This is a genomic window from Methanospirillum hungatei, assembly GCF_019263745.1.
Taxonomy (GTDB): Archaea; Halobacteriota; Methanomicrobia; order Methanomicrobiales; family Methanospirillaceae; genus Methanospirillum; species Methanospirillum purgamenti.
The window spans coordinates 1,941,218-1,964,294 of record NZ_CP077107.1 but is presented as its reverse complement, the minus strand read 5'-3'; the positions used below and the strand labels follow the sequence as shown (position 1 = coordinate 1,964,294).

The following is a 23,077-nucleotide window of genomic DNA, read 5'->3' as shown; positions in this document are numbered from 1 at the left end:
GACACCTATATTACCGCCAGGGTGCGGTTCAAACAATAAAGGTTGAACCGGATATAATAAAAAAGTCTCCTGCAATCAGGGAAAAAAGCAAAACGGCGCAGCAAAATGCCCCGGCTATCCGGTCTTTCAATGGTGAAACAAAGACAGGACAATGAGTCCCCCCGCTGGTGTACCCACGTAGGGTAAGAACGACTGCTCGTTCCTGTGCTAGTTGTAGTTGTCGTATGACGACTCCGGAAAAAACCGCCGGGATCATGGTTGGGGATAGCCTCTTTCCTTTCTGGCGGATTGCAACAGATACCCGGTTCGTCTCTCTTGCAAGTACTTCAAGTGAAGACATACTCAGTTCTCCTATAAGTCCCAGGTCAAATCCGGTTTTATTACCAAACAACCAGACCCCAACATCCAGAAGTTCTCCCGGATACCGGCCGGCATACATCCATGATGCAATGATGAGGATTGCCGTAATCCTGATTATATATGAGAAACCGTCCTCTCCTGACCAGATTGCAGCAAGTCCCATTACTACCGGGACAAGGAGAATGAGGATAAGAGAGCGAATGGTTCTGATCGATGTCTGTGCTTTTCCAAAAATCATCCACCAGATCAGAGAAAGAATCGCTCCGGCCAGAGAGACCCACGCCGCTGCTGAAAGGATAACAGTTGCCAGCAGCCTTATTCTTGGATCCTGCATACCGCCTCCTCAAGATCCTGCCTTGAAAGACCAGCGGGACATATCCCATGGTTGAGTAAGTACCTGATAAGTGGAGGTGCTCTCTTCCACCTGGTTAATCCTTCAGGCATTGAGCCTACCTTGGTTAGTACACCATTGTCCAGCTCCCAGAGTATGTCAATCGATGGGAGATGAGTTATGTCATGACTGATGAGAATGACTACCTGGCTGGAATGATCCTCAATAAGCTGGCTCACCCATTCTCTGGCCTCTCCATCTAACCCTGCATAGGGTTCGTCAAGAATGATAAGATCATATCCGCCGGTGAGAATTGCGGCAAGTTCAAGTCTTCTAAGTTCACCTCGCGAAAGTGCAAAAATATCGGCATTCTCTTTACCGATTAGTCCGGCTCGTGCGATGATCATCCGGGTGTCATGGCACCAGCTTGCGGCTTCTTCCTGTACGGTTATAGTACTGACATGGTAACTTGTGTCCTGCAGGAGCATGACTCTCCGTGTCCCTTCCCACCTGATGACTCCCTGGTCTGGTTTCTCAATTCCGGCAAGTATCTCACCAAGTGTTGTCTTTCCTGATCCGACCCGGCCGGTGAGAAGATGTATACCTGGTTGAAATGTGCCATCAGCCTGCAGGGTAAATGAACCATTTTTGCGGACGATTCCTTCAAGGCTAATCCCAGGAGAACTCACAAGGTATCCCTGCCAGATGTTTCAGCAATCACCGTTTTCCAAAATCCTGGATCATTCAGGTGACAATGTCCTCCCTGGTTACCCGTGTTTTGTGAGGATGTATGATCCTGCATCTCGCCATTTTCCAAGGTAATTATCTTGTCTGCATGAGCCAGGTGCTCGGGTCTGTGGGATGAAAAGAGAACATACCTGATCCCTGACTTTTGTATGATATTGTCCAGATGACTACAGAACTCATCATCAAGATGTGAGTCTGTCTCATCAAGAATGAGGAGATCAGGTTGTGCAATCATTGCTGCTCCACATGCAATAAGAACCAGTTCACCACCAGATAGTCCATGAACTGCCCGATCAAGGAGATGAGATATTCCAAGGTTTCTTGCACATACACAGACGATCTTTTCTATATCTGTGCAGTTTTTTTTAGAAAATCTTAGATGACTTGCCAACTCATCAAAAACCCGTGTGAAAAGAATGTTTCTATCCGGATATTCCCCCACCCACCCGATAACACAATCTGCAGGGTTTTTTCCGTCAATGTGGATTGTTCCAGTCCCTGGGGGAAAAATTCCTGCGAGAAGTTTTAAAAATGTGGTTTTTCCCGAACCATTCGGACCGGTTATTCCACAAACACCTGGTTTTATGGCACAGGAAGAGATGTTAAGGATTCCAGATCTTACTGCATGAATCTCGATCATCGGGTTGTAAGCCTGGTTGTATATGGCTGGATTCTTTTGGTTATGAGAAATGCTGCGGTAGACTTGATGATGTCTCCGGGAATAAATGGGAGCATCCCTGCGGTAATGGCCGGGATAATACCCATTGGAACGGACAGTATCAGCCATGATAAGCCAAACAGGTAAATAATGAGAATGCCGCTGGCAAGCCCTGCAACATGGATTTTTTCTGATTCCTGTTCATAGCATAATCCAACCATAATTGCAGCCGGAATAAATCCAATGAGGTATCCTCCGGTTGGACCGATCAGAACTCCGAGCCCCGCTGCACCGTTGTGAAATACCGGAAGCCCGATAGCTCCAAGAAGCAGGTATAATGCCATCGGAATTCCGGCATATCGCTTCATGATCGTTCCTGTCAGAAGAACACCCAGTGTCTGCAGGGTGATTGGTACCGGGATGAATGGGATTGATATCCAGGAAAAAACTGTGGTCATCGCGATGAAAAGGGTGGTGTGGGTGATGATGAGAGATCGGTGATAGTCGCCAGTCATTGTTATATGTGAATACAGTCGCCGGCAATGACTCGTTCTATCTTGCCGTTATCTTTCTTTACAACGAGTGCTCCATTTGGATCGATATCAATTGCTTCCCCTTCAAAGTGGGATCGAAGTGTTACGATCCGAACCCTTCGTCCAATGGTTGAGGAAAAATTCTTCCATTCCCTGATGACCGCATCATATTCTCCTTGTGAGATCATCTCGTATCTGTTCTCGAACTCTTTTAGTATTGCGGCAAGAAGAACAGCGCGGTCCACATCCTGGTTTACTTCCTGGCTGATCGAGGTAATGGTGCTACGGATGGTCTGATTTAGGGACTCAAGATTCACGTTTGCATCAATGCCGATACCTACCAGGCAGTATTCTACCTTTTGACCTTCTGCGCCAAGTTCAAGAAGAATCCCTGCTACTTTCTTGTCACCGATGATGATATCATTCGGCCATTTGATAAGGGCACCAATATCATACATCTTGCGTAAAACCCGTGCAACTGATACCGATGCAGCAAGGGTCAGCATAAAGAGGTGATCAATTGGGATCTGTGGCTGGAGGATGATGGTGACCCAGATACCACCAGTCGGTGAAACCCAGGCCCTCCCCATCCTTCCGATACCGCCGGTCTGTTCCTCAGCGATGATGACCATTCCGTTCATCTCATCGATTCCCCCCTGCTCTGCAAGATCCTTGCCGTACCAGATGGTTGACGGGATGCTTTCAAAAAACCGCATCCTCCTGCCGATGAGTTTTGTTTTCAGGTGTTTGTAGATAATATGGGGACGATAATCCTGGTTTTTATCATGGAGGACATATCCCTCTTCTTCTGAAGCGGTGATGTCATACCCGAGCTGGCGGAGCTCATTGATATGTTTCCATACTGCTGATTTTGAGAGAGAGAGTGCCTGTGCTATCTCACTGGTTTCAACCGGCTCATCTGACTTTTCAAGAATTTCAAGGACTTTGAACGCCTGCGTATACATGATATCACCGCTTTGCCCTGATCTGCTCTGTCGGAAGGGGACAGGGATCTTTCCCACATACCTGTTTAATTATAGTTGACTGGTGTTCCATCAGAGTTGCCAGGTCGAAAATTCCGGTAATGTCCACAAGACCGACTGCTGCGAAGGTATTTCCCTCCTCATCTTTTAAAGGAGCGACTATTACCGGAACCCCTTTGTACTGTCCGGTCGTTGGTGTGACTTTCTGAAGTTTTCCGGACGTTAATACTTCTTCAAGAATGGGACCTGAATAATCGGCGTCAACCACTATGCCTTCTTCAATCCGAATCCCCGGTTTACCTACAGACCGCGCTGTCACTGGTAATTTTCCTACCATTTCATGAATAGCCATACAGATAGGTATCCAATCCGTTGCTTCAGCCTGATCAGATAAGATATAACGGTTCATCATCTTCCCTCAATTATTCCCTTGTGTCTGATTACAATAACCCTTCGCCTCCACCGGCGCAGAACTCGCGGACAAACCGGTGTGAAGGGTATTCATGCAGACTGGCAATGATGATTCGCCCCGAACCATAGGTTATCTGCACCATCACCGGACCTGATGGTGCCTCCAAAATTACCTGCCCGTCTGATATGCCTGTAATGTTATCCAGTATTCCATCAATGGACACTTCGTCAGCCCCATCTTCAAGAATAGATGCTGAGGTGTGTCCTTCATTGACTGCAAGCAGCGTCTTTGCGAATCCATATCGGTATGTTATTGGGACCGGAAGCCAGTCATACGCATGAGACATGTCTGTGCCTGCTCCAAATGCAAGCACAGTGCCCCCTTCACTCACAAATCTTTTGATCCTAGGGCTGATTGCCCGGAGTGCTGCAAGGGTGCTGGTATGACCAGGAGCAGCAAATCCGGCAGGAATGACAACTCCATGAAATCTTCTTTTGAAAAATGGAGCTGCCAGAAGATGTGGAGTGACCAGTTCACAGGTATGGCCACACTCTTCAAATAATCTGGTAAAAAGGATCGGCCCTTCCCAGATGACTGCAACCTGATGTGCCATTTATCCTTTTATAACTCCAAGTGGTTCCAGTCGTGCTACAAGCCTTGACAATCCCAGGTTGTGGACAACAGAGACCACTTCAGATGATGGTTTGTAAGCATCTGGTGCTTCTTCTGCAATGGCCCCGTCATGGGGAGCTTTTACCATGATGCCCGCTTTTCCGAGCGTTTCCCGGATATTTTTTCCTTGGATCTTCTTTTTTGCCTGGGATCGGGAGAGAACCCTGCCTGCTCCATGACAGGTTGATCCAAAGGTCCGGTTCATGGCAACATCTGTCCCCTTCAGAAGGTATGAGGAGGATCCCATGCTTCCTGGAATGATAACCGGCTGACCGACGTGAGAGTAATCAGATGGCACATCGGGACAGCCAGGACCAAATGCTCGCGTTGCACCTTTCCGGTGAACACAAACTCTGGCCTTCTTTCCATCTATCTCATGTTCTTCCAGTTTTGCGACATTATGGGCAACATCATAGACCAGCCTGATGTCATCATATGCAATTCCGCACATGCTTGTAAGCACATTTCTTATCTGGTGGGTGATGATCTGACGGTTTGCCCATGCATAATTTGCTGCAGCGGCCATTCCACCAAAGTAGGCTTTTCCTTCCGGGGATGTCAGGGGAGCACAGGCAAGTTGCTTGTCCGGGAGGTTGATATGGTACTTTGTTACGGCATGTTCGAGGATCTGGAGATGGTCAGTACAGACCTGGTGACCAAGTCCGCGAGATCCACAGTGAACCATCATACAAACCTGTCCTTTTTCTATCCCATATGCCTGGGCAGCCTGTTCATCATAGATCTCTTCTACAACCTGAATTTCAAGAAAATGATTTCCTGCACCCAGCGTTCCACTCTGAGGGACTCCCCGTGAGCGTGCTTTTTTTGAGACATGAGCGGGATCTGCTTCTTTCATCCTTCCCTGCTCTTCGCAGTGGAGAAGGTCATCCTGGTTGCCATATCCTTCTGCAACAGCAAAACCTGCCCCATCGGTCATCATTGTCTCGAGTTGCTTTTCAGAAAGGCGAAGCGTGGATCGTGCACCAACTCCGACTGGAACCGCATCATACAGGTTATCCAGTATCTCTTTCTTCTTAATCAGGTCAGAGGGCTGCAGAGGTGTCGTAAGAAGTCTGACTCCACAGTTGATATCAAACCCTACTCCGCCCGGAGAGATCACACCGGTTCCATAATCAAATGCTGCAACTCCTCCGATAGGAAAACCGTATCCCCAATGGATGTCAGGCATGGCCAGCGAATTATGAATAATTCCCGGCATGGTTGCAACATTCGCCAGTTGCTGCAGCGCTCCCTCTTCAAGGGTTTTCGAGAGCATGTCAGAGAGAAAGAACCGGCCCGGAACATTCATTCCTGGAATAAATCCAACCGGAACTTCCCATTCATATTCACCGATTCGCTGTACTCCGTCAATCATACCTGTCACTCACACATCAAACAATACATCGCAGAAATATTCATTCTGATCCTGCTTTATGGAAAGACCATACCAGGAGATTCCTTTCACTTCAGTTCCTCCTCCGTGAATCTTTGGATCAAACAGTTCGCCTTTGAGGACTGCCCTAATCTCACCCTCACTGATAGTAATATCAAAATATGAGAAGACAAGGTTTTGGACTTCAGATTCATAGAGCAGTTCTGATAGGAATCCATGAAGCAGGTGCTCTATTGTATCACCTGATACTGAGATGATGACATCCTGCACAGGTTTTGCCTCACCTCGGTACATTGTTTTCATCAGGGCGCGGCCAGCGTCTGTAAACAGGCCACAAAGGTCAGGTGCCCTGATGTGCATCAGGATATCTGCAGTATGTTCTCTCTCTTCAAAACTCATCAGAGTCCGTTGTATTCGTCCGGAAAGGCTTCGTCCCGCATCCCGACATGATAGGGAACCAGTCCCATGTGTATATGGTCGATATACCTGGCCTGGTACATTGAGATATATATTGTGCGTTCTCCTGCCTTGAGTGCCAGGTCACTTGGCTTTGGAGGTTTATATGAGACCGGGAGGAGAATCGGGCCGCCACAGGATGTTGAGATTCGAAAATCGGTATTTCGTTCTTTCATATACTCGATAACCTCATTGTCAATGAATATCGAGTGGGAACCAGCCTCATCGTACAGGCCGGCTTTTAGTTCAGACATCCAAGACACATGTGACCCGAGTAGCAAAAATGATTGTGATAATCCTGTTTATACTGCCAGGATTTTTCGGACCGACGGGGCATCCTTTTCTTTGAGCCTGTACATTCTGCAGCGTTTCTTTTCATCCCGGATTCCTTGTAATACTCCGATTCTTGATGAAACAAGGCCAATCATTCCTCCCACACCATGATATGATATTTGATATTTCGGCGCAAGATGCTCGTAAATTTCCTCAATGGTGAGATCCTGTCGGTGAAGAAATAATGAAAGAGCAGCACGCCTGACCCCGTTTGGATCCCCGGAAAGCCAGGCTTTCAGTCTCTGTTCTACCAGGTGCTGGCGTGTCTGAATTGTCATATCCTCCGGTTTTATATCGGCTGATCATAAGGTTTCCTCTATCCTGCCCTGAAATGATGAGAATGGGTGGCCATGTTGAATGGTTTAATGAACATAGGGCTCTAACCCTTCTGCGCATGAATTTTTTCACTTATGATATCAGCTCCATCTCTCCGGTGAAGCTCTGTATCATACCGATGGTGATACTGGTGTTATCACTGGTATCGGTCGGGATGATGTGGATGCAGACCGGCCTCCCGGTTAGTCCGGGCATAGAATTTCAGGGCGGTATCAGTGTTACTATCGTAACAGATGAGACTCCTGAAGAACTGAAGGAATTTTTCTCAGGATATCCCCTAATCAGTGTAAATGAAGGTATCAACAACGGTAAGTATCTGAAGTTCGGACCGATGGATGATGCAACCGCAATTGAGTTTACCAAGAAAGTTGAAGAGAAATATTCCGGTGCAAAAATAGATCAGATCGGCTCCTCTTTTGGAAAAACCCTCCAGGAACAGGCCATCATTGCCCTTCTCATATCCTTCATTGGTATGGCAATTGTTGTCTTTGCTGTATTCAGAACTTTTGTCCCTGCAGCGGCAGTCGTTGTTTCTGCATTTGCTGACATGGTCATGACAGGTGCAGCAATGAATGTGCTGGGTATCCAGTTGTCACTTGGAACAACAGCAGCTCTTCTGATGCTGATTGGTTATTCTGTAGACAGTGATATCCTTCTTACCTCCCGTGTTCTGAAAAGAAAGGGGAAGTTTGATGAGAAGATGCAGGGAGCTTTTAAGACTGGTATTATTATGACTACCACCACCTTTGGTGCCATTCTTGCCATGTGGGCTGTCTCTGCGATTGGTGGTATTCAGATCATCTGGGAAATTGCATCTGTCCTTCTGATTGGACTCTTCTTTGATGTCATGAACACCTGGCTTACCAATGCAGGAATTATCAAGTGGTATATGATCGAAGGAAAAGGCAGGTTATCATCTGGTCAGCGGGGTGCATAAATGGATAAAGAAACCCTGATGGACATGATAAAGGATTACCGGGTTGCACTATACCTGGTTCTTCTCATTGCCTCGATTATTGTCATTTTTCCTCATCCAGGCCCGTCAGGTCTTGATACAAACCTGCAGTTCGGCCTTGATCTGGATGGAGGATCCTGGATCCAGCTCGAGTTTCAATCAGCTATTGTCACATTTAAATCAGACAAGACATTAGATCAGTTAGTCCCAGAACTCAAGACAAAACTGGATGCTGAAGTAAATCTCATCGATCAGAATACCCTGGAAATTCGTTCAGGCATCTCTGAAGAAGAGCTTCGTGCGGTTTTTGCTGAGCTTGATACTGAACTGGTTTCATTCAATCCGGGAGTAACCAAGGAGACTGCAGATGATGTAAAGCGGATCCTTGAGAACAAGATTAACAGTCTTGGTACCCGGGATGCTAAAGTATACGTCATTACTGCTCTCAATGGTATCAGCCGATATATCCGGATTGAGATGGCAGGTGTCTCCATGGGTGAGGCCCAGGAGATCGTGGGAAAACAGGGTAAGTTCGAGATTCGGATTCACACCACCGGCAATGAGACTGAACATATCCTCTTTGGAGATGCAATTCAGTCGGTCGCAAATCCATCCCAGACACCACCCAACAGCAATAACTGGGGGGTATCTTTCGTCATTACCGAAAGTGCTGCCGAAGATCTTCGCCAGGCTGCAATTCGTGTTGGCGCAACCAAGAAACCCGAAGGCCACAACCTGGACATGATCCTTGATGGTAAGGTTGTATATTCAGCACCGCTCTCACCTGATCTTGCAGCAGAACTACAGTCACGGAGTACCTCCAACCTCCTCGCATCAACCGGTGTTGGTGAAGAAGGACGGGAGCAGGCAAAACTCCTTGAGATCCACCTGAGAAATGGTGCGCTGCCTGTTGGCGTTTCGATTGCCGGTTCCGGTTCAGTTTCTCCTGAACTCGGTGATCAGTTCAAGTTCTGGAGTGTCCTTGCCGGATTGTTTGCATTATTAGCAGTTGCAGTCAGTGTATACATCCGGTACCGTGAACCTGGTATCGTGTTCCCGATGGTTCTTATCAATGGATCTGAAATCATCATTCTGCTCGCATTCACAACCTTCTTCATGCAACTGGATCTTGCAACCATCGCTGGTCTGATTGCTGTGCTTGGAACAGGTATTGATCAGTTGGTTATCATCACCGATGAGATCCTGCACGAAGGAAAAGTCCCGTCACCAAACCTGTACTTAAAACGGTTAAAACGGGCACTTGGTATCATTGTTGCATCAGCAGGAACCGTCCTTATCGCCATGCTTCCACTGGCTGTTATGGATCTTTCAACCCTGCGAGGTTTTGCAATCATCACCATTCTCGGTGTTTTAGTGGGTGTTCTGGTAACTCGTCCGGCATATGGACGGATTATCATGTCTATCCTCTCCAAATAACCGATACCATACTTTTATCTGTTTTTTAAACGCAATTCTGCTAAGGTGCATCATGTCAAAACCGATTCTTATGGACTTCTATGCCGAATGGTGCGGACCATGCAAAAGAATGGGCCCGATTCTTGAAGATCTGAAAAACCGTATGGGCGATCTTGTTGAGATCCGTAAAATCAACGTTGATGAAAATATGACTGAAGCTCAGAATTATCACATATCAGTTGTTCCAACCATCATCATCGAGAAGGATGGTATTGTAGTCCAGAAATTCCAGGGTGTTACGGAGGCAGATACCTTGGAATCGGTTCTTCGTCCCCTGGTGGCATAACGTGCGGGTAGGAATCGTAGGAGGAACCGGAGAGATTGGGGAAGGGATGGCAATGCGCCTTTCCCGAATCATGGATGTCTGCGTTGGATCCCGTGAAGTTCAGAAAGCCCATGAGACCTGTGATACATGTCTTATTTCTGCAAAAGAACGTGGAATTAATTGTTCTGTAGAACCAGGATCCAACCAGCAGGTCGTGGATGAGTCAGATCTAATTATCCTGGCAATCCCGTTCAAACATGTTGAGTCAACCATCCGGGGCATCACTGGCTGGGAGGACAAGATTGTTGTAAGTCCGGTAAATCCGATGGAACGGCGTGATTGTTTTGTGTATACTCCTCCGACAGAAGGTTCTGCAGCTCTGTTTATTCAGAAAATTCTGCCTTCGAATACCCGGATATGTACTGCGTTTAATAATATTGCCGGAAACCGGTGGCGGGATGTAGATAGCGTTCTCTCGTATTCAGTCCCGGTCTGCGGTGATGATCCTGATGCGAAGCGAATCGTTATGGATCTGGTTGATTCTATTTCAGAACTCAAATCATTTGACGCAGGACCCCTATCCTCATCACATATTGTTGAAAGTATAACGCCCCTCCTTCTGAATGTTGCACGATTTAACAAAATGAAGGATGTCGGAATCCGGTTTGTGTAGTAGATACATGGTTGTTGATGAATTTTCACGAATAGGAAAACGACTCTTCTCCGAACATCTGGTTGGTGGTAACTTTGGCAACATGAGTGTTCGTGATGAAGAAGAGAGTTTTCTGATCACGAGGTCAGGTTCATACCTTGATGATCCTGGTGAACTTGTCCAGGTGTCACTCTTTGGTGATGTCCCATCCCATGCTTCAAGTGAATGGCGTGTTCACCGGGCAGTATACCAACAGACACGACACCGGGCAATTGTCCATGCTCATCCTCCATATGCCGTTGCAGCATCTTTGGTTCTTGAAGAAATCACTCCTCTTGATAGTGAAGGGAAGATGTTCTGTCCGACGATTCCAATTGCCGTAGGAGAACCCGGCAGCCGGGAACTGGCAGATGATGTTGCAGACTGTCTTGCGTTGACCGGGCTTTGTATCGCCAGAGGACATGGTACCTTTGCCACTGGAAAAACCCTGGAGGAAGCATATCTGTACACATCCCTGGCTGAACATGCATGCCGGGTTTTGTCTCTGGTATCTTCATTTCAGTGATAATGATGACACTTGAAGAAAAGATTGCGTCTCTTCCGCCCCAACTCCGGGATCAGGTGGAAGATTATGTTGATTTTTTAAACAGCCGTCTGAGTGAACAGGAGAATGACACAGGATTCTCTATAGAAGAAGAGGAGGAGCTTGTGCCAATGGATGCACCTTCCTTTTCATCCACGAGTCCTGAATCTTCATTCAGACAAAAAAGCGTAAAGGGCCGGACAGACTCATCTGGAATTATCCTGGCAGAAGAACGTCCTCCGGAAACAGATCCCGACTATATTGATTTTGCTGATATCAACAGCCGGTTTGGTCATACTCCAAAGACAGAGGAAGAACACAGAGGGCATGGCCGTCTGCGTCGCCTTCTTGACTGGATGTAAATTTATACGACACGTGACGTTGTTGAAAGCTCAATACCCTTCCCGGATATAATAAACGGCAGCAGTCTTCCTGGAGGCATAAGTCCGGTCATTTTTTTCACGTTCAGGGTTCTTATGATCTCGTTTCCGTGTTTTTCTTCATGCAGGTGGATAACAACATCACAGAGCCGGATCAGTTGTATTTCGTTATAGGGTGCATGTAGTCCCTCATATAAAGTAAAAAAAGCATTATCGCGTGATGCCTGCACTGTTGCTCTGCATGAGACAACTCCTGCAAGTACTGGATCAATGCCTTCCCGCATGATAAGAGTAGATAAGGAGTCGATTATTAACCCACCATTACCTGCATTTTCAAATATTTCACTCGTTGTCAGATTTCGTGCATGAATCATCCCTTCGAGCAGGTAGCCGTCAAGCATGAAAAATTTCCTATGTTCGGGTAATATTTCCCAGAACTGGCGGGCAAACTGATCAATACCTGAAGTAGCCGAGCCGATAAGAAGGATGGTACTCCCTGGGAGAAATCCTCCGTCAAGAGCAAGATCAAATCCATTTATGCCGGTTCGGTTCCTTCCCACATATGTGCGGATCATCGATCCGGCTTTATCCTCTGATTCTTCAGACATGGTACTATGGGTCAGTTCCTCCTGATTCCCTGCAGATGGGAACTGACAGGTTTCGACATTATCTATATATTGCGTCTTATGTAATTATGGTAGTAGAATAAAGGGGGGTTCTTGGTCAGAGTCCGTTCGGTGTGGGGTGGCACTAGGGGGACTTCAGGCCAAGGATGAATATATGAAAGTAAAGGTGGGGAGTTTTAAAAAACAGGTTCGTGCATCGAATGATAAGGGAAAACCTGCCGGAGAGCCATCTTTACAAGATACTCCACCTAAGGAAAAAGTTTCCCGACTGTCTGCCCTGTCTGGCAAAAAGAAAGAAAAAACTGGAAAAACCAATAAACCAGCAAGTTTACGCCGGCTTGGGAAGAAGGATGAAAAAGATCAGTCCGTTTCTGGTACAGGATCTGGGGAATCGAAAAAGAAGGGTTCACTATTTGGAACAATTGGAAAAATAGCACCTCTGGCAAAAAAACGTGAGCAATATGATCCCAAGGTCCATGGGATGATGGTTGACCTCACGTATGTGCCTCCTCCCGGGACTGAAGAGATAGAGGTCTATCCGGTTAATCCTCCTTTTGCATATATCCGGATTACGTACAACTATACCACGCATGAGTACCTGTACGAAGTTGTTGAACCGGTATATTCAGAAGCAGAAAAGAAGCTTCTCGATGAGCTTAAAAAAGGAATATTTGAACGGGTGAATGTAAACACCCGACAGATTTCACGTGAGACTGCGGGGGAGACTCTTGAGTCCATGATGAATGAGGTGCTGGCAGATTATGCAATCAACCTGGACCCTCTGACCTATGAGAAGATCCATTATCACCTGAAAAAAGACTTTCTTGGGGATGGACTTGTTGATCCGGTGATGCATGATCGGTTTATTGAAGATATCTCCTGTGACGGTATCGGCAGACCTCTTTTTGTATATCATTCGAGATACGAATCAATAGAGTCTAATCTCTTCTATTCTGATAATCCAGAACTTGATTCGTTTGTCACTAAGCTTGCTCAGCGTGCCGGAAAACACATCTCAGTTGCAGATCCGATGCTGGATGCAACAATGCAGGATGGATCCCGTATTCAGATGACACTCGGGACCGAAGTAACAGCACATGGGTCTACTTTTACCATCCGGAAATTCAAAGATGAACCGATCACCCCGACTGACCTGATCGAATGGGGTACCTTTTCTCCTCTCTCGATAGCATTCCTCTGGCTTGCTGTTGAAAACGGGAAGTCATGCATCTTTGCCGGTGGGACAGCGTCAGGAAAGACAACCTCACTGAATGCTATCTCCCTATTTATTCCACCCTTGGCAAAGATAGTCACACTTGAGGATACCAGGGAACTGAAGCTTCCCCATGCCAATTGGATTCCAAGTGTCACCCGTGAGTCCTTTGATGTGAGCGGTAAAGGGGAGATTGATATGTATGAACTCTTAAAAGCTGCTCTTCGTCAGCGTCCTGAGTACCTGATTGTTGGAGAAGTCCGTGGTCGTGAAGCACTCACTCTCTTTCAGGCGATGTCAACCGGGCATGTGACGTATTCCACAATGCACGCGGATTCAGTATCCTCAGCAGTCCATCGTCTGGAAAATCCTCCCATCTCAGTTCCAAGAAACATGCTTTCTGCCTTAAACCTGGTTTGTGTGCAGGTCCAGGCACGGGTCGGCGGTCAGCGCATCCGGCGTAACAAACAGATTATCGAGGTCCTGGATATTGATCCCAGAACCAATGAACTGATCACAAATGAAGTATTCAGATGGAGGCAGGCAACCGATGAGATCTCATACTCTGGCAAGTCGTTTATTCTGGAAGAGATCATGGAGTCACATGGGTGGGATGAGGAAAGAATTCGTCGTGATCTTCTCCAGCGGCAGGAAGTACTTGAGTGGATGCGTGAACAGAAAATCCGCGACTTTCGTGATGTGAGCAAAATTGTTGTCTCGTACTTCAGGGATTCCGAGACCTTAATGGAACAGATCCGGTCTGGTGGCAATGAATTCTTATGAGCGGTTCTGCTTCTCCCTGCTTGGAAGCCGGATGTCAGGCAAACGGGAGAAATACTATGAACTCATTGAGAATCTCAAGTCTGCCAGAATGGGTATTACCTTTGAAGCATACCTTTCTACTGCTGTATTCACCTCTGTTCTTGTCGGAATTATTGGCTCAATCCTGATTGCCCTTCTTGTGTACCTCCTGAACGTCCCGGCACTGATATCTTTTCGGGGTAATGTTCCCACGGATATTGCAGCGACTATCAACCAGTTCCAGGGATACTACCTCATGGTGGGGACACTTATTGCTGGCATCGTCTCTTTTGTGGTGCTGTATGGGACGACATTTCTCATCTATCTGGTTTATCCTTCTGTAGTTGCTGGGGGAAGAAGACGCAATATCGAGACAACCCTTCCATATGCTATCAACTATCTTGCTGCAATGTCTACCGCAGGCATCCCTCCGGCAGAGGTTTTCCGGCAACTGGGGAACTCGACGATATATGGTGAGTCTTCGGTTGAAGCTCGGTATATCATCCTTGAGGTGGATGTGTTTGGGCATGATCTTATCGAAGCATTGAAAAATGTCTCCATGAGTACACCAAGTCCGCGTATGCGTGACTTTCTCCAGGGGTGTATCGGAAGTGTTGCAGCGGGAAGCAACATCTCTGATTTTTTCAGGACAAAAGCAGAACAGTATACCGGCGAAAACAGGCAGACACAGAAACAATTTCTTGATACCCTCGCACTGATAGCCGAGAGTTATGTAACCGCTCTTGTTGCCGGAACTCTGTTCATGATTCTTATTCAGTCTATCATGGCTATTCTGTCTGGAGAATCAACACCCTTGTTTCTGTATATTATCATCTATCTGATCATTCCGTTTGGAAGTGTGATGTTTGTGGTTCTGATAGATTCGATGACGCCGGAGTGGTGAAAATGGGACTATTTGGGGACCGGAAAAAAGAAAAAATCTCGGTTGATCCGAAGAGTGAAGAGATTTATTCAAAAATTGAAACGTACTACCACTACTCCGAGGGCACACTCCGGTTTATCAAACACCCGTTCCGGACCCTGTTTGAAAAACCGATCAATATTCTCTATGTGTCAGTCCCGGCAGGCCTTCTCTTTTTTATTGTCGGACTCACGATGGCCCTTCAGAATGGAGGTCCTGGAGCCCTTCTGACAAATTCGTTCATAGATGATGTAGCAGTATTTACAACGGTTATCATCGTCGGACCCCTGGCGGTAACTGATCTTCTTGAAGGAAGACGAATCACGAGTATCGAGATTGCGCTTCCCAACTTTTTTCGGGATCTGGCTGGTATGCACGAAAGTGGTATGACCTTGCCTGGTGCTATTCACCTGGTATCTCAGGCTGAGTATGGTGCTCTCACCCGGCATATCCGCCAGCTTGATCAGCGCATATCATGGAACTTTGCATTCATTGATGCCATACGCCAGCTTGGAAAAGAGATCCCGATCCCTCTTGTGGAACGGAGTGTGGATCTTGTAGCGCGTGCGAGTGATGCCGGTGGTGATATCGTTGAGGTTCTGCGTGCAGCCGGGAAGGACTCAGCAGAATATGTGATCATGAAGACTGACCGGAAGAACAACATGTTCATCTATGTCATCATCATCCTTGCATCATTTGCAGTGTTCCTCTTTGTAGTCATGATCCTGGTTTCATCGTTCCTGAAGACCATGGCCGATCTTGGAGCAGAAACGGGGGCATCTGGTCAGGCAGGATTTAACCTGGGAGGGTTTGACCTGGCTCTCTATATACGCGTCTTCTCTCATGCCGGTATGTTCCAGGGATTTTTCTCAGGGCTTGTTGCCGGTGTCATGGGTGAAGGGCGTGTTACAGCAGGGCTGAAATATTCAGTTCTGATGCTCCTTATCGCCTGGGTTACATTCAGGTTTATGGTATAACTGGATCAAATGTTCTCTGTGGGGATCTCAACCTTGCGATAACCCCCTTCCGGAACCACGATCTCAAACCTGGCACCAATTCCGAAAGTTCCCTGCTCAGTGATGGTAATACCAGTCAGTCCGAGAACCTCCCGTGCGAAAAAAAGTCCCCATCCGGTACCAGATCCAACACCCCGTTCAAAAATCCGCTCTTTCATAGAATCTGCAATGCCTTCCCCATCATCTTCATAGAGAATCACCAGGTTAGAGTCTCTCATTTTGGTGTGAATAGAGATGTAAAAGACATTTTTTCCATGCTTGAGGCTGTTGTCGATGAGGTTATAGAACACTTTTTGCAGTAACTGATCAGCGTATACCTCTACCTGCTCGCCCTGATAACTGAATGTCAATCCCTTTTTCTTTGTCATGGCATAGGCAAGATTCCAGCATGTACCAAGGTTCTGCCAGATTGGAGCCTGCATCCCGGCTTTCTGGTACTCTTTGGAAAATTCAATATGTTTATTGACTCGGTCAGCTGCCTCTTCTGCCGCCTCCACAAGGTTCAGGATGATCTCATCTGTGGTCTTCCGATGGACGAGGCCAAGCATTCCACGAATGGTGGTCAGCTGGTTTACGATATCATGCCTGGTCATGCTCCCAAGCAGACTGAGTTTTTTGTTTGAGAGGAGGAGAGCCTTCTCGTTGTCCTTGAAGGTTGTTATGTCATTCATAACACAGAGATGCCCTTCCTGCCCACCTTCAAGGGGATAGGGTGCTGCAACGACACTGATATACAGATCAGCCCCATCCTTCTTCCTGGTGTGAAATTCCCGGTGAACTGGTTGATCAGCGAATAGTTCCTCTGGTCGTATCGTCTGTTCAGCCTCTAAGAGGTTCAATATACTTTTACCAGCCAGCTCACCGGGTGTCATTCCAAAAAATGATGCCATCTTTGGATTCGCAAACCAGATATGGTTGTCCGGCCCCATCAGACAGATTCCTTCTTCTGCCAGGGCAATAAGTCTTGAAAGGCGTTGCTCAGTCGCATGTCGCTGCTCTACGGCCTGCTCAATCTGATCAAGCATGAGATTTATAGATCTGCTGAGATCCCCGATTTCATCATCCCGTCCAGTTTTAATCCGCCCTGATAGTAATCCACTTTTTCCAACTTTTTCAAGTTCTGTGTTTAATTCCCCAAGAGGGGCGATGACGATAAGGTTGATGAGTGTTATGGCAACCCCCATGAAACAGATAACCAACAGCAGGAGGGAAAAGAAGAGGTAATCCCTGGTATACAGCCCGCTCATGTAGAGGTCACGAACTCCTTCTACCTTGAGAAGGAGAAATGGGAATCCAAAAATGTCTGGGAGAACCCTGGCTGCCTGAATTGAATCTCTGGTGACTGTCGCGTGCAGGACAGGAAAGTTTTGGGAGGTTTTCTCCTTTTGTGTCAGAATCCGTGCGGTTACATTCTGCAACAGAAGATCTGATATGTCAGCACACATCTGCTGGTCAAGTGGATTGAGAATTGTAAGCGTCCCCCTGGAAGGCCCTTCCTGGTGTGTGGTTAATATTGGGTTTTGTGCAATAAGCCAGGCCGTGTTATTCCACCCGATAAGACCTGCACGCTTTGTTTCAGTCCTGGATTTGTTGATCAATGCTCCAAGATCCGGAGGTATCTCAGTCAGTTCAGGTGCATTATCAGAAATACCCCTCCCGACGATGATGCTTCCATTCAGATCCTGGATAATAAAATATCGGATCTTCAATGCCTCAAAAGTAGATAATGCCAGGTTGGAAGAGATATATGCCGGATCATGTGTCACCAAAAAATCATAGGTTGTATCCCATTCAGCCCAGTCTGTTCCAATCTGCTGGATCCTGTCTATCTCCTGTTCTATTGCATGTTCTGCCCTCAGGATGTCCTGGTCCACGTATTTTTTTTCCAGACTTGAAAAGGAGTCCATTATTGTGTATTCAAACGAGAAGAGGAGGACTACCATGACGGCAAAGAATGTGCATGCAATTACGAGTATCATCTTTGGATAGAGCCGCATAGGAGTCCCCCTGATAGCGATATAGACAAAAGTCCGGTGTGGTGTTGTGAGTATTATATCCGGTCAGGATATCACAAGCAACCGATATTTTGCTTATATGACTACACTAGGATAGTCCCACTCATAAAGGGAAAAAAGTTCGGGATACCTATCACTGGCTGGTCAAATCTACTTTCTGGAGTAGTTCCGGTGTGTCAACCGTAAAGGTGAAGGATCGGAGGATTCCAGACTCATTATGAATAACACCGGTATACTGGCCGTAGAGAAGCTGGAATGTGGTCTGTCCTTGTGAGGATGTGACATCATTACCAACTATCTTTCCCCCGCTTTTTATGGTTACTCTGAGTCCGGATACGGGTATTCCGTTGTTCATGATGTCAATAATAACATTTCCGATGCCTTTCTTGACTGATCTGATCTCAGGAATAGGATTTGATGCAGGAACACGGAGATGGCTTTTATCATATATCCGGCAACCGGTTACAAACCTGCTTGCGATCTCTGGTTCTGTCGGATAAAATGTGAAGTTCTGGCTGTTTTTCAGGAACAGCACACTTCGATCTCCATAGAGGACTCCCGACCGGTCAATATAAATTCCTCCTTCTGGTTCACCTTTCATAAAAATGAGAAATGCCCGATACCCTTCTGCTCCGGTTGTCGATGCAATACCATAGGCCTTTTGCGCTTTCAGTTCTCGGACCAGTTCAGGGAGATACCAACTTCCAAGAGGTTTTGTATTTTCAATGATGAAGTTCAGCGGAACATTCTCATCAAAGTCACCGATATGCTGGGGGACATCTGGTGATGTCTGTTGATATTTTTGTTCAGACTCCTGGAGAACACTCCTCGCAATATCTGCCTGACTGGTATCTTTTCCGGTTACCTTTGCTGAAACTATAGATCCATCTGATCCAAACACTCCTTCAATGCGCCAGAGATGATTGATTTTTTTTCCATCAGGATAGGTTACCGGTCTTTCAAATTCAACATCCGGATTATCTGGTGTAAGGGATTTGACACTATCTGTAATCTGTGCTCGTTCTCTCTCATCGATGTCATGGAAAAACTTCTTACCGATAAGGTCAGTTGCGGGAATACCATACACTGCCCCATATGAGTCATTAGCCCGGATGATTGTGAGGTCTGGGAGAAGATCTACAAAGATTTCAGTCTGCACCGTGAGGACAGAATGGTAGAGTTGTTCCCGTGCTGCCAGTTCCTTTTTTGCATGATGCCCGGCATGTGCCTGGAGGATCCGCTGCTCAAGTTCACTGAACTGTATTACCGGATCGCTACCCTTCCGGATATAGTAATCTGCGCCACTATTCAGGGCAGATATGACGATTTCCTCTTTCCCTTTGCCCGTAAAAAGGATAAACGGAACACCCTCATAATTTGCCCGTACGTATTTGAGGAGCTGGATACCATCCATGTCCTGCATAAGATAGTCTGATACAATGACATCATACTGGCCTGTTCGTAATGAATCTATTGCCTCTTTTCCGGAAGAAACGCAGGTTAATGTGACTTTTCCAGAAGCCCCCAGATACTCCCGGGCGAGCATCAGGTGGGGAACCTCGTCATCAACATACAGGACTGAAACGGGCATAAATGGGTTAGTGTATGATTATTTCCTATTAAAATTAATGGAGTGAACTGGGTAGGGAAGTATCCTGTAAGTATCTTTTATTGACCTTTTTCTCGTGCTTATTATACCTATTGGGGCAAAACGAAAGAATGTACAATGGGTGTTGACGGTAATCAATTTGCCAGAAAGAGAGGAGCAGAGTAAAAATAACTTGATGGGATAGATATTTTTGTGAAATATTGTAAATAAGCCTATTATTCAGGTTTTGACTAACTATTTCTGTTGTCCTGAATGAGAATATTATGGTTATTAATGATGGGTTATACTTTTATTCCCATCTCGTTCAGTGCATTCTCTATGGAATGGAGTTTTCTTTTTATTTCAGAAAATTCTTTCTCAAAATATGATTCAGAGTCTTTTCGTAACCCTTTGATCTCCACTACCGTATCATGCTGGAGTGAGATCATCCCATCCTGTTTACCTAACATCTGATCCTGTTTTTCCAAGCTTATTGTTGTATTTTCAACAATCCGATAGAGATGTGATAATGCGATATCAATTATTTCAAATAATTCCTGGTCTTTATCTCCCCGGATAATTTCAAATTTTGTGTAATCTCCAATTGCATCATGCCAGGTGACATTACATTCACGGACATCTATTGGGTATTCACTAACGTTGATATTCTCGATAAAACTTTTAAGGTCATTTTCTTCACCCTCTGCAATTATTTCGACCTCTCCGGATTCAAGATTCTGTACCTGTCCAAATATTTTTTTCCTGAAGGTGGCTTTTCGAACATATTCACGGTATCCAACAGCCTGAACGTCACCCCCTGCGATTATTTTTACTCGTCTTATCATGTTCATAAATTAGGGAGATGAGCGGAAATAGTTTTTCTGAGAATAATTCGTGCCTTTCTTCAATATCTTCAGTGATGAGTTTGTTAATACTTGTAGATATGAATACAATTGCTTATTTTGTATTCAGGGGGCAAATAATTTCACGAAAAAACCGACTCTCATATTTTCAACAGGATATGGTTTAATATTGATTAATTGTCTTATTATAAACGTAGTCCATTAAGGTTTGGAATTCTCTCTTACAATATCATTCATAAAAAATTGTAGTTGCTTGCTATGTATCGAAATAAAAAAACTGCTGTTGTTGTTCCTGCATATAAAGAAGAATTACTTATAGTGCCGACCCTGGAATCGATTCCGGATTTCGTTGACCGGGTATACGTTGTGAATGATGGATCTCCAGACCAGACAGGTGCCCTCATTGATTCATATGCGAAGAAAGATAATCGGGTAATTCCTATCCATCATCTTAAAAACAAAGGAGTGGGGGGAGCAATCATCTCCGGGTATAAACGGGCATTTTCTGACGGGATGGATATTGTTGCAGTGATGGCAGGGGATAATCAGATGGATCCTGCTTTCCTTCCTGAACTATTAGATCCTGTTGCTGATGAAGCAGTGGATTACTCAGTTGGGAACCGGTTAGTGAATGAGAAATTCCGGGAGGGTATGTCTACATGGCGGTTTGTTGGTAACTCTGTTTTGACTCTCCTTACAAAGATAGCATCCGGGTATTGGCAACTCATGGATCCCCAAAACGGTTATACAGCGATTTCTAGGCGTGCTCTGGAGACTATTTCACTTGATGAGATATATCCCCGGTACGGATATTGTAATGATCTCCTGGTCTGGCTCAATACATTTGGATTTCGCGTCCGGAATGTGCCTCATCCGGCCAGGTATGGGCTTGAGCGATCAAAGATAAAATATTCTACATATATTGTCCGGTTGTCCTGGTTACTCCTGAATGCGTTTATCTGGCGGATGAAAATGAAATATGTTTTATTGTCGTTTCATCCTTTGGTGTTTTTCTATTGTGCAGGCGTTTTTTTTACGTTTATTTCAGTTTTGTTTGGATTATATGCACTCTGGTTTAAGTTTATTATGAATAATTCAATATTTGTTCCGGCAGTAGTCTCTGTGATTTTGTTTGCATTAGGAGTACAGTTTCTTTTGTTTGCTATGATGTTTGATATGCAGGAGGAGAACAGAGGGGCATGGTACAGTTAAAAACCCATAATTTCTAAATTTATACCTGCACGTGTCTAATAGATTGATTTTTCGTTAAAATATAAATGACAAATAATTGTATTCCTTTTGAATGGTGAAAAACTATTCGCGATTTAGACTTTGATGTACTTATGGCAGGATTTTTGCTAGTATTCTAAAAAAGGGATTTTGTTAGGATTATTATCAGAGCAGGCCCCTTTAAATTTTTATTTTTATAATGATGTTTTTAAAGGATTATCTTGACTGTTCCATCTAAAAATCAAGGATATCTTTTTTATGCCATGATTCCATGTTTATGGAGAGCATCTTTTACCAGCTCAAGTTCATGTTCTATTTTATTAAACCGTTCATTCATCTCGGTCTTCAGGTCATATCGTAAGGTCTGAATCTCTTTATTTGTCTGTCTCTGGGTGTCAATCATCTGTTCCTGTTTTTCTATCATGAGGTCTTGTTTCTCGATCATTTGATCTTGTTTATCTAACATGAGATCCTGTTTTTCAAGCATCTTTTCCTGTGAGGACTGTATGCTTAAAATGGCGGGAATTCCTTTATCCAGTTGTTCAACCTGAACTAGGTGTATGTAATCCAGTATATTGATGACCCTTCTATTGTATGGTTCGATTGAAATCTTATCGACAACAGCATGGGTTGGAATAATCTCCTCCAAACCTGTAACAAAGTCTTGAACGACGTCCGTTTCTCCTTCAATACAGATCTCTATCTGCTGAATGGTATCATGGGTACCATGGTTAAATGCGGAAAAGCCGGTAAGTCCTGAAGTCAAAGCCCGGTTTAAGAGGAAAACCCTGTATCCTACTTCATGAACTTTCGGACCTTCTATTATTATTTTGTTTTTTATGATCTGCATGGATATCTGATTATTTTGAATCCGAATTGTAAATAATTTCACAATATCCGGGATGTCAGATTGTCCGTGTTTCCAGTGGTTTGGCTCTGGTTTGATGGGATTTAATGTTTCCTGGTTCTGGTGACTGATGGATTCTAAAAAATTGGCATGTGATGATTTTATGATGTACCCTGGAGGGGAGAAAATCTGCTTTCATCAAATGGGTATGGGTTTCATATGGGCGATTCTAAAACCTCTTTTTCCAACGATATTTTCTCCTCCCTGACATGCAACCAGGATGTGTCACATCTTCTCAAAAGTGACAATCTCCCCATAAATGAGATTCAAAAAATCTTCTTTACAATGGGTCGCTGTTCCCGTATTTTATATCCGCCTATATAAATCACCCTCTTATTATCAATGTCCGTAAAACACCCTTGAGAAAACAA

General features: G+C 45.3%; 26 protein-coding genes. 10 read left to right on the top strand and 16 right to left on the bottom strand.

From position 1 onward, the window contains the following. Positions 1-28 precede the first annotated feature (28 nt). Genes KSK55_RS09425 through KSK55_RS09375 form a run of 11 tightly spaced genes read right to left on the bottom strand, consistent with a single transcriptional unit; the run spans position 29 to position 7,156 of the window. Positions 29-694 carry a hypothetical protein gene (locus KSK55_RS09425; RefSeq protein ID WP_214419905.1) on the bottom strand — a complete coding sequence of 222 codons (666 nt, stop codon included), beginning with the start codon at positions 692-694 and terminating at the stop codon, positions 29-31. Continuing rightward, entirely contained in the window at positions 676-1,380 is a 705-nt protein-coding gene (locus KSK55_RS09420; protein WP_218606724.1) for an ATP-binding cassette domain-containing protein, read from the bottom strand. Before KSK55_RS09420 ends, KSK55_RS09425 begins: the two co-directional genes overlap by 19 nt. Further along, positions 1,377-2,078 (bottom strand): ABC transporter ATP-binding protein, encoded by a 702-nt coding sequence (locus KSK55_RS09415; RefSeq protein ID WP_218606723.1) that lies wholly within the window; start codon positions 2,076-2,078, stop codon positions 1,377-1,379. The genes KSK55_RS09420 and KSK55_RS09415 overlap by 4 nt, the downstream gene beginning before the upstream one ends. Next, complete coding sequence (locus KSK55_RS09410) at positions 2,075-2,611, bottom strand: biotin transporter BioY (protein ID WP_218606722.1); 537 nt, start codon at positions 2,609-2,611, stop codon at positions 2,075-2,077. The genes KSK55_RS09415 and KSK55_RS09410 overlap by 4 nt, the downstream gene beginning before the upstream one ends. Before the next feature lie 2 nt (positions 2,612-2,613). Beyond that, positions 2,614-3,594 (bottom strand): biotin--[acetyl-CoA-carboxylase] ligase, encoded by a 981-nt coding sequence (locus KSK55_RS09405; protein WP_214419909.1) that lies wholly within the window; start codon positions 3,592-3,594, stop codon positions 2,614-2,616. 4 nt (positions 3,595-3,598) lie between these two features. Next, entirely contained in the window at positions 3,599-4,021 is a 423-nt protein-coding gene (locus KSK55_RS09400) for a DUF2111 domain-containing protein (protein ID WP_218608918.1), read from the bottom strand. Between the two features lie 31 nt (positions 4,022-4,052). After that, entirely contained in the window at positions 4,053-4,637 is a 585-nt protein-coding gene (locus KSK55_RS09395; RefSeq protein WP_218606721.1) for a hypothetical protein, read from the bottom strand. Beyond that, positions 4,638-6,071 carry an RtcB family protein gene (locus KSK55_RS09390; protein ID WP_218606720.1) on the bottom strand — a complete coding sequence of 478 codons (1,434 nt, stop codon included), beginning with the start codon at positions 6,069-6,071 and terminating at the stop codon, positions 4,638-4,640. It lies immediately after the preceding gene. A 9-nt stretch (positions 6,072-6,080) separates the two neighbouring features. After that, positions 6,081-6,488 carry an archease gene (locus KSK55_RS09385; RefSeq protein WP_218606719.1) on the bottom strand — a complete coding sequence of 136 codons (408 nt, stop codon included), beginning with the start codon at positions 6,486-6,488 and terminating at the stop codon, positions 6,081-6,083. Continuing rightward, positions 6,488-6,799, bottom strand: a complete 312-nt coding sequence (locus KSK55_RS09380; protein WP_218606718.1) for a hypothetical protein — start codon at positions 6,797-6,799, stop codon at positions 6,488-6,490. Before KSK55_RS09380 ends, KSK55_RS09385 begins: the two co-directional genes overlap by 1 nt. A gap of 48 nt (positions 6,800-6,847) precedes the next feature. Continuing rightward, positions 6,848-7,156 carry a DUF2551 domain-containing protein gene (locus KSK55_RS09375; RefSeq protein WP_218606717.1) on the bottom strand — a complete coding sequence of 103 codons (309 nt, stop codon included), beginning with the start codon at positions 7,154-7,156 and terminating at the stop codon, positions 6,848-6,850. A gap of 116 nt (positions 7,157-7,272) precedes the next feature. Between KSK55_RS09375 and KSK55_RS09370 the strand changes: the two genes are divergently transcribed. From KSK55_RS09370 to KSK55_RS09345, 6 genes are read left to right on the top strand one after another with little or no spacing between them, the layout of a single operon-like run. Beyond that, a complete protein-coding gene (locus tag KSK55_RS09370; RefSeq protein WP_214419915.1) occupies positions 7,273-8,151 on the top strand; it encodes a protein translocase subunit SecF in 879 nt (292 codons plus the stop codon). Next, complete coding sequence (locus tag KSK55_RS09365; RefSeq protein WP_218606716.1) at positions 8,152-9,606, top strand: preprotein translocase subunit SecD; 1,455 nt, start codon at positions 8,152-8,154, stop codon at positions 9,604-9,606. It abuts the gene before it with no gap. A 52-nt stretch (positions 9,607-9,658) separates the two neighbouring features. Further along, entirely contained in the window at positions 9,659-9,931 is a 273-nt protein-coding gene (locus KSK55_RS09360) for a thioredoxin family protein (protein ID WP_214419917.1), read from the top strand. A 1-nt stretch (position 9,932) separates the two neighbouring features. Further along, on the top strand, positions 9,933-10,583 hold the full coding sequence (gene npdG / locus KSK55_RS09355; RefSeq protein WP_218606715.1) for an NADPH-dependent F420 reductase: 651 nt from the start codon (positions 9,933-9,935) through the stop codon (positions 10,581-10,583). Between the two features lie 7 nt (positions 10,584-10,590). Continuing rightward, positions 10,591-11,127: an aldolase gene (locus tag KSK55_RS09350; RefSeq protein WP_218606714.1), complete on the top strand. Its 537-nt coding sequence runs from the start codon at positions 10,591-10,593 to the stop codon at positions 11,125-11,127. Then, a complete protein-coding gene (locus KSK55_RS09345; protein ID WP_218608977.1) occupies positions 11,091-11,507 on the top strand; it encodes a hypothetical protein in 417 nt (138 codons plus the stop codon). Before KSK55_RS09350 ends, KSK55_RS09345 begins: the two co-directional genes overlap by 37 nt. A gap of 2 nt (positions 11,508-11,509) precedes the next feature. Here KSK55_RS09345 and KSK55_RS09340 read toward each other — a convergent pair whose 3' ends face one another. After that, positions 11,510-12,133 (bottom strand): RAD55 family ATPase, encoded by a 624-nt coding sequence (locus KSK55_RS09340; RefSeq protein WP_214419921.1) that lies wholly within the window; start codon positions 12,131-12,133, stop codon positions 11,510-11,512. 172 nt (positions 12,134-12,305) lie between these two features. Between KSK55_RS09340 and KSK55_RS09335 the strand changes: the two genes are divergently transcribed. The 3 genes from KSK55_RS09335 to KSK55_RS09325 are packed head-to-tail and all read left to right on the top strand — an operon-like array spanning position 12,306 to position 16,064. Beyond that, entirely contained in the window at positions 12,306-14,147 is a 1,842-nt protein-coding gene (locus KSK55_RS09335) for a type II/IV secretion system ATPase subunit (RefSeq protein WP_214419922.1), read from the top strand. After that, entirely contained in the window at positions 14,134-15,069 is a 936-nt protein-coding gene (locus KSK55_RS09330) for a type II secretion system F family protein (protein WP_218606713.1), read from the top strand. Before KSK55_RS09335 ends, KSK55_RS09330 begins: the two co-directional genes overlap by 14 nt. 2 nt (positions 15,070-15,071) lie before the next feature. Continuing rightward, positions 15,072-16,064: a type II secretion system F family protein gene (locus KSK55_RS09325; RefSeq protein ID WP_218606712.1), complete on the top strand. Its 993-nt coding sequence runs from the start codon at positions 15,072-15,074 to the stop codon at positions 16,062-16,064. Between the two features lie 5 nt (positions 16,065-16,069). Here the strand turns inward: KSK55_RS09325 and KSK55_RS09320 are convergent, their stop codons facing one another. The 3 genes from KSK55_RS09320 to KSK55_RS09310 all read right to left on the bottom strand — a co-directional run bounded on the left by KSK55_RS09320 (position 16,070) and on the right by KSK55_RS09310 (position 20,551). Next, positions 16,070-18,100, bottom strand: a complete 2,031-nt coding sequence (locus KSK55_RS09320; RefSeq protein ID WP_218606711.1) for a CHASE4 domain-containing protein — start codon at positions 18,098-18,100, stop codon at positions 16,070-16,072. Positions 18,101-18,251: 151 nt separating this feature from the next. Beyond that, the gene (locus tag KSK55_RS09315; RefSeq protein WP_214419926.1) at positions 18,252-19,709 is read right to left on the bottom strand and encodes a response regulator; all 1,458 of its coding nucleotides are present in this window, start codon (positions 19,707-19,709) and stop codon (positions 18,252-18,254) included. A 299-nt stretch (positions 19,710-20,008) separates the two neighbouring features. Beyond that, entirely contained in the window at positions 20,009-20,551 is a 543-nt protein-coding gene (locus tag KSK55_RS09310; protein WP_256663970.1) for an acylphosphatase, read from the bottom strand. Positions 20,552-20,827: 276 nt separating this feature from the next. Here KSK55_RS09310 and KSK55_RS09305 point away from each other — a divergent pair, with 276 nt between their 5' ends. Continuing rightward, positions 20,828-21,781, top strand: a complete 954-nt coding sequence (locus tag KSK55_RS09305; RefSeq protein WP_218606710.1) for a glycosyltransferase family 2 protein — start codon at positions 20,828-20,830, stop codon at positions 21,779-21,781. 274 nt (positions 21,782-22,055) lie between these two features. Here the strand turns inward: KSK55_RS09305 and KSK55_RS09300 are convergent, their stop codons facing one another. Beyond that, positions 22,056-22,649 (bottom strand): acylphosphatase, encoded by a 594-nt coding sequence (locus KSK55_RS09300; RefSeq protein WP_218606709.1) that lies wholly within the window; start codon positions 22,647-22,649, stop codon positions 22,056-22,058. Positions 22,650-23,077 lie beyond the last annotated feature (428 nt).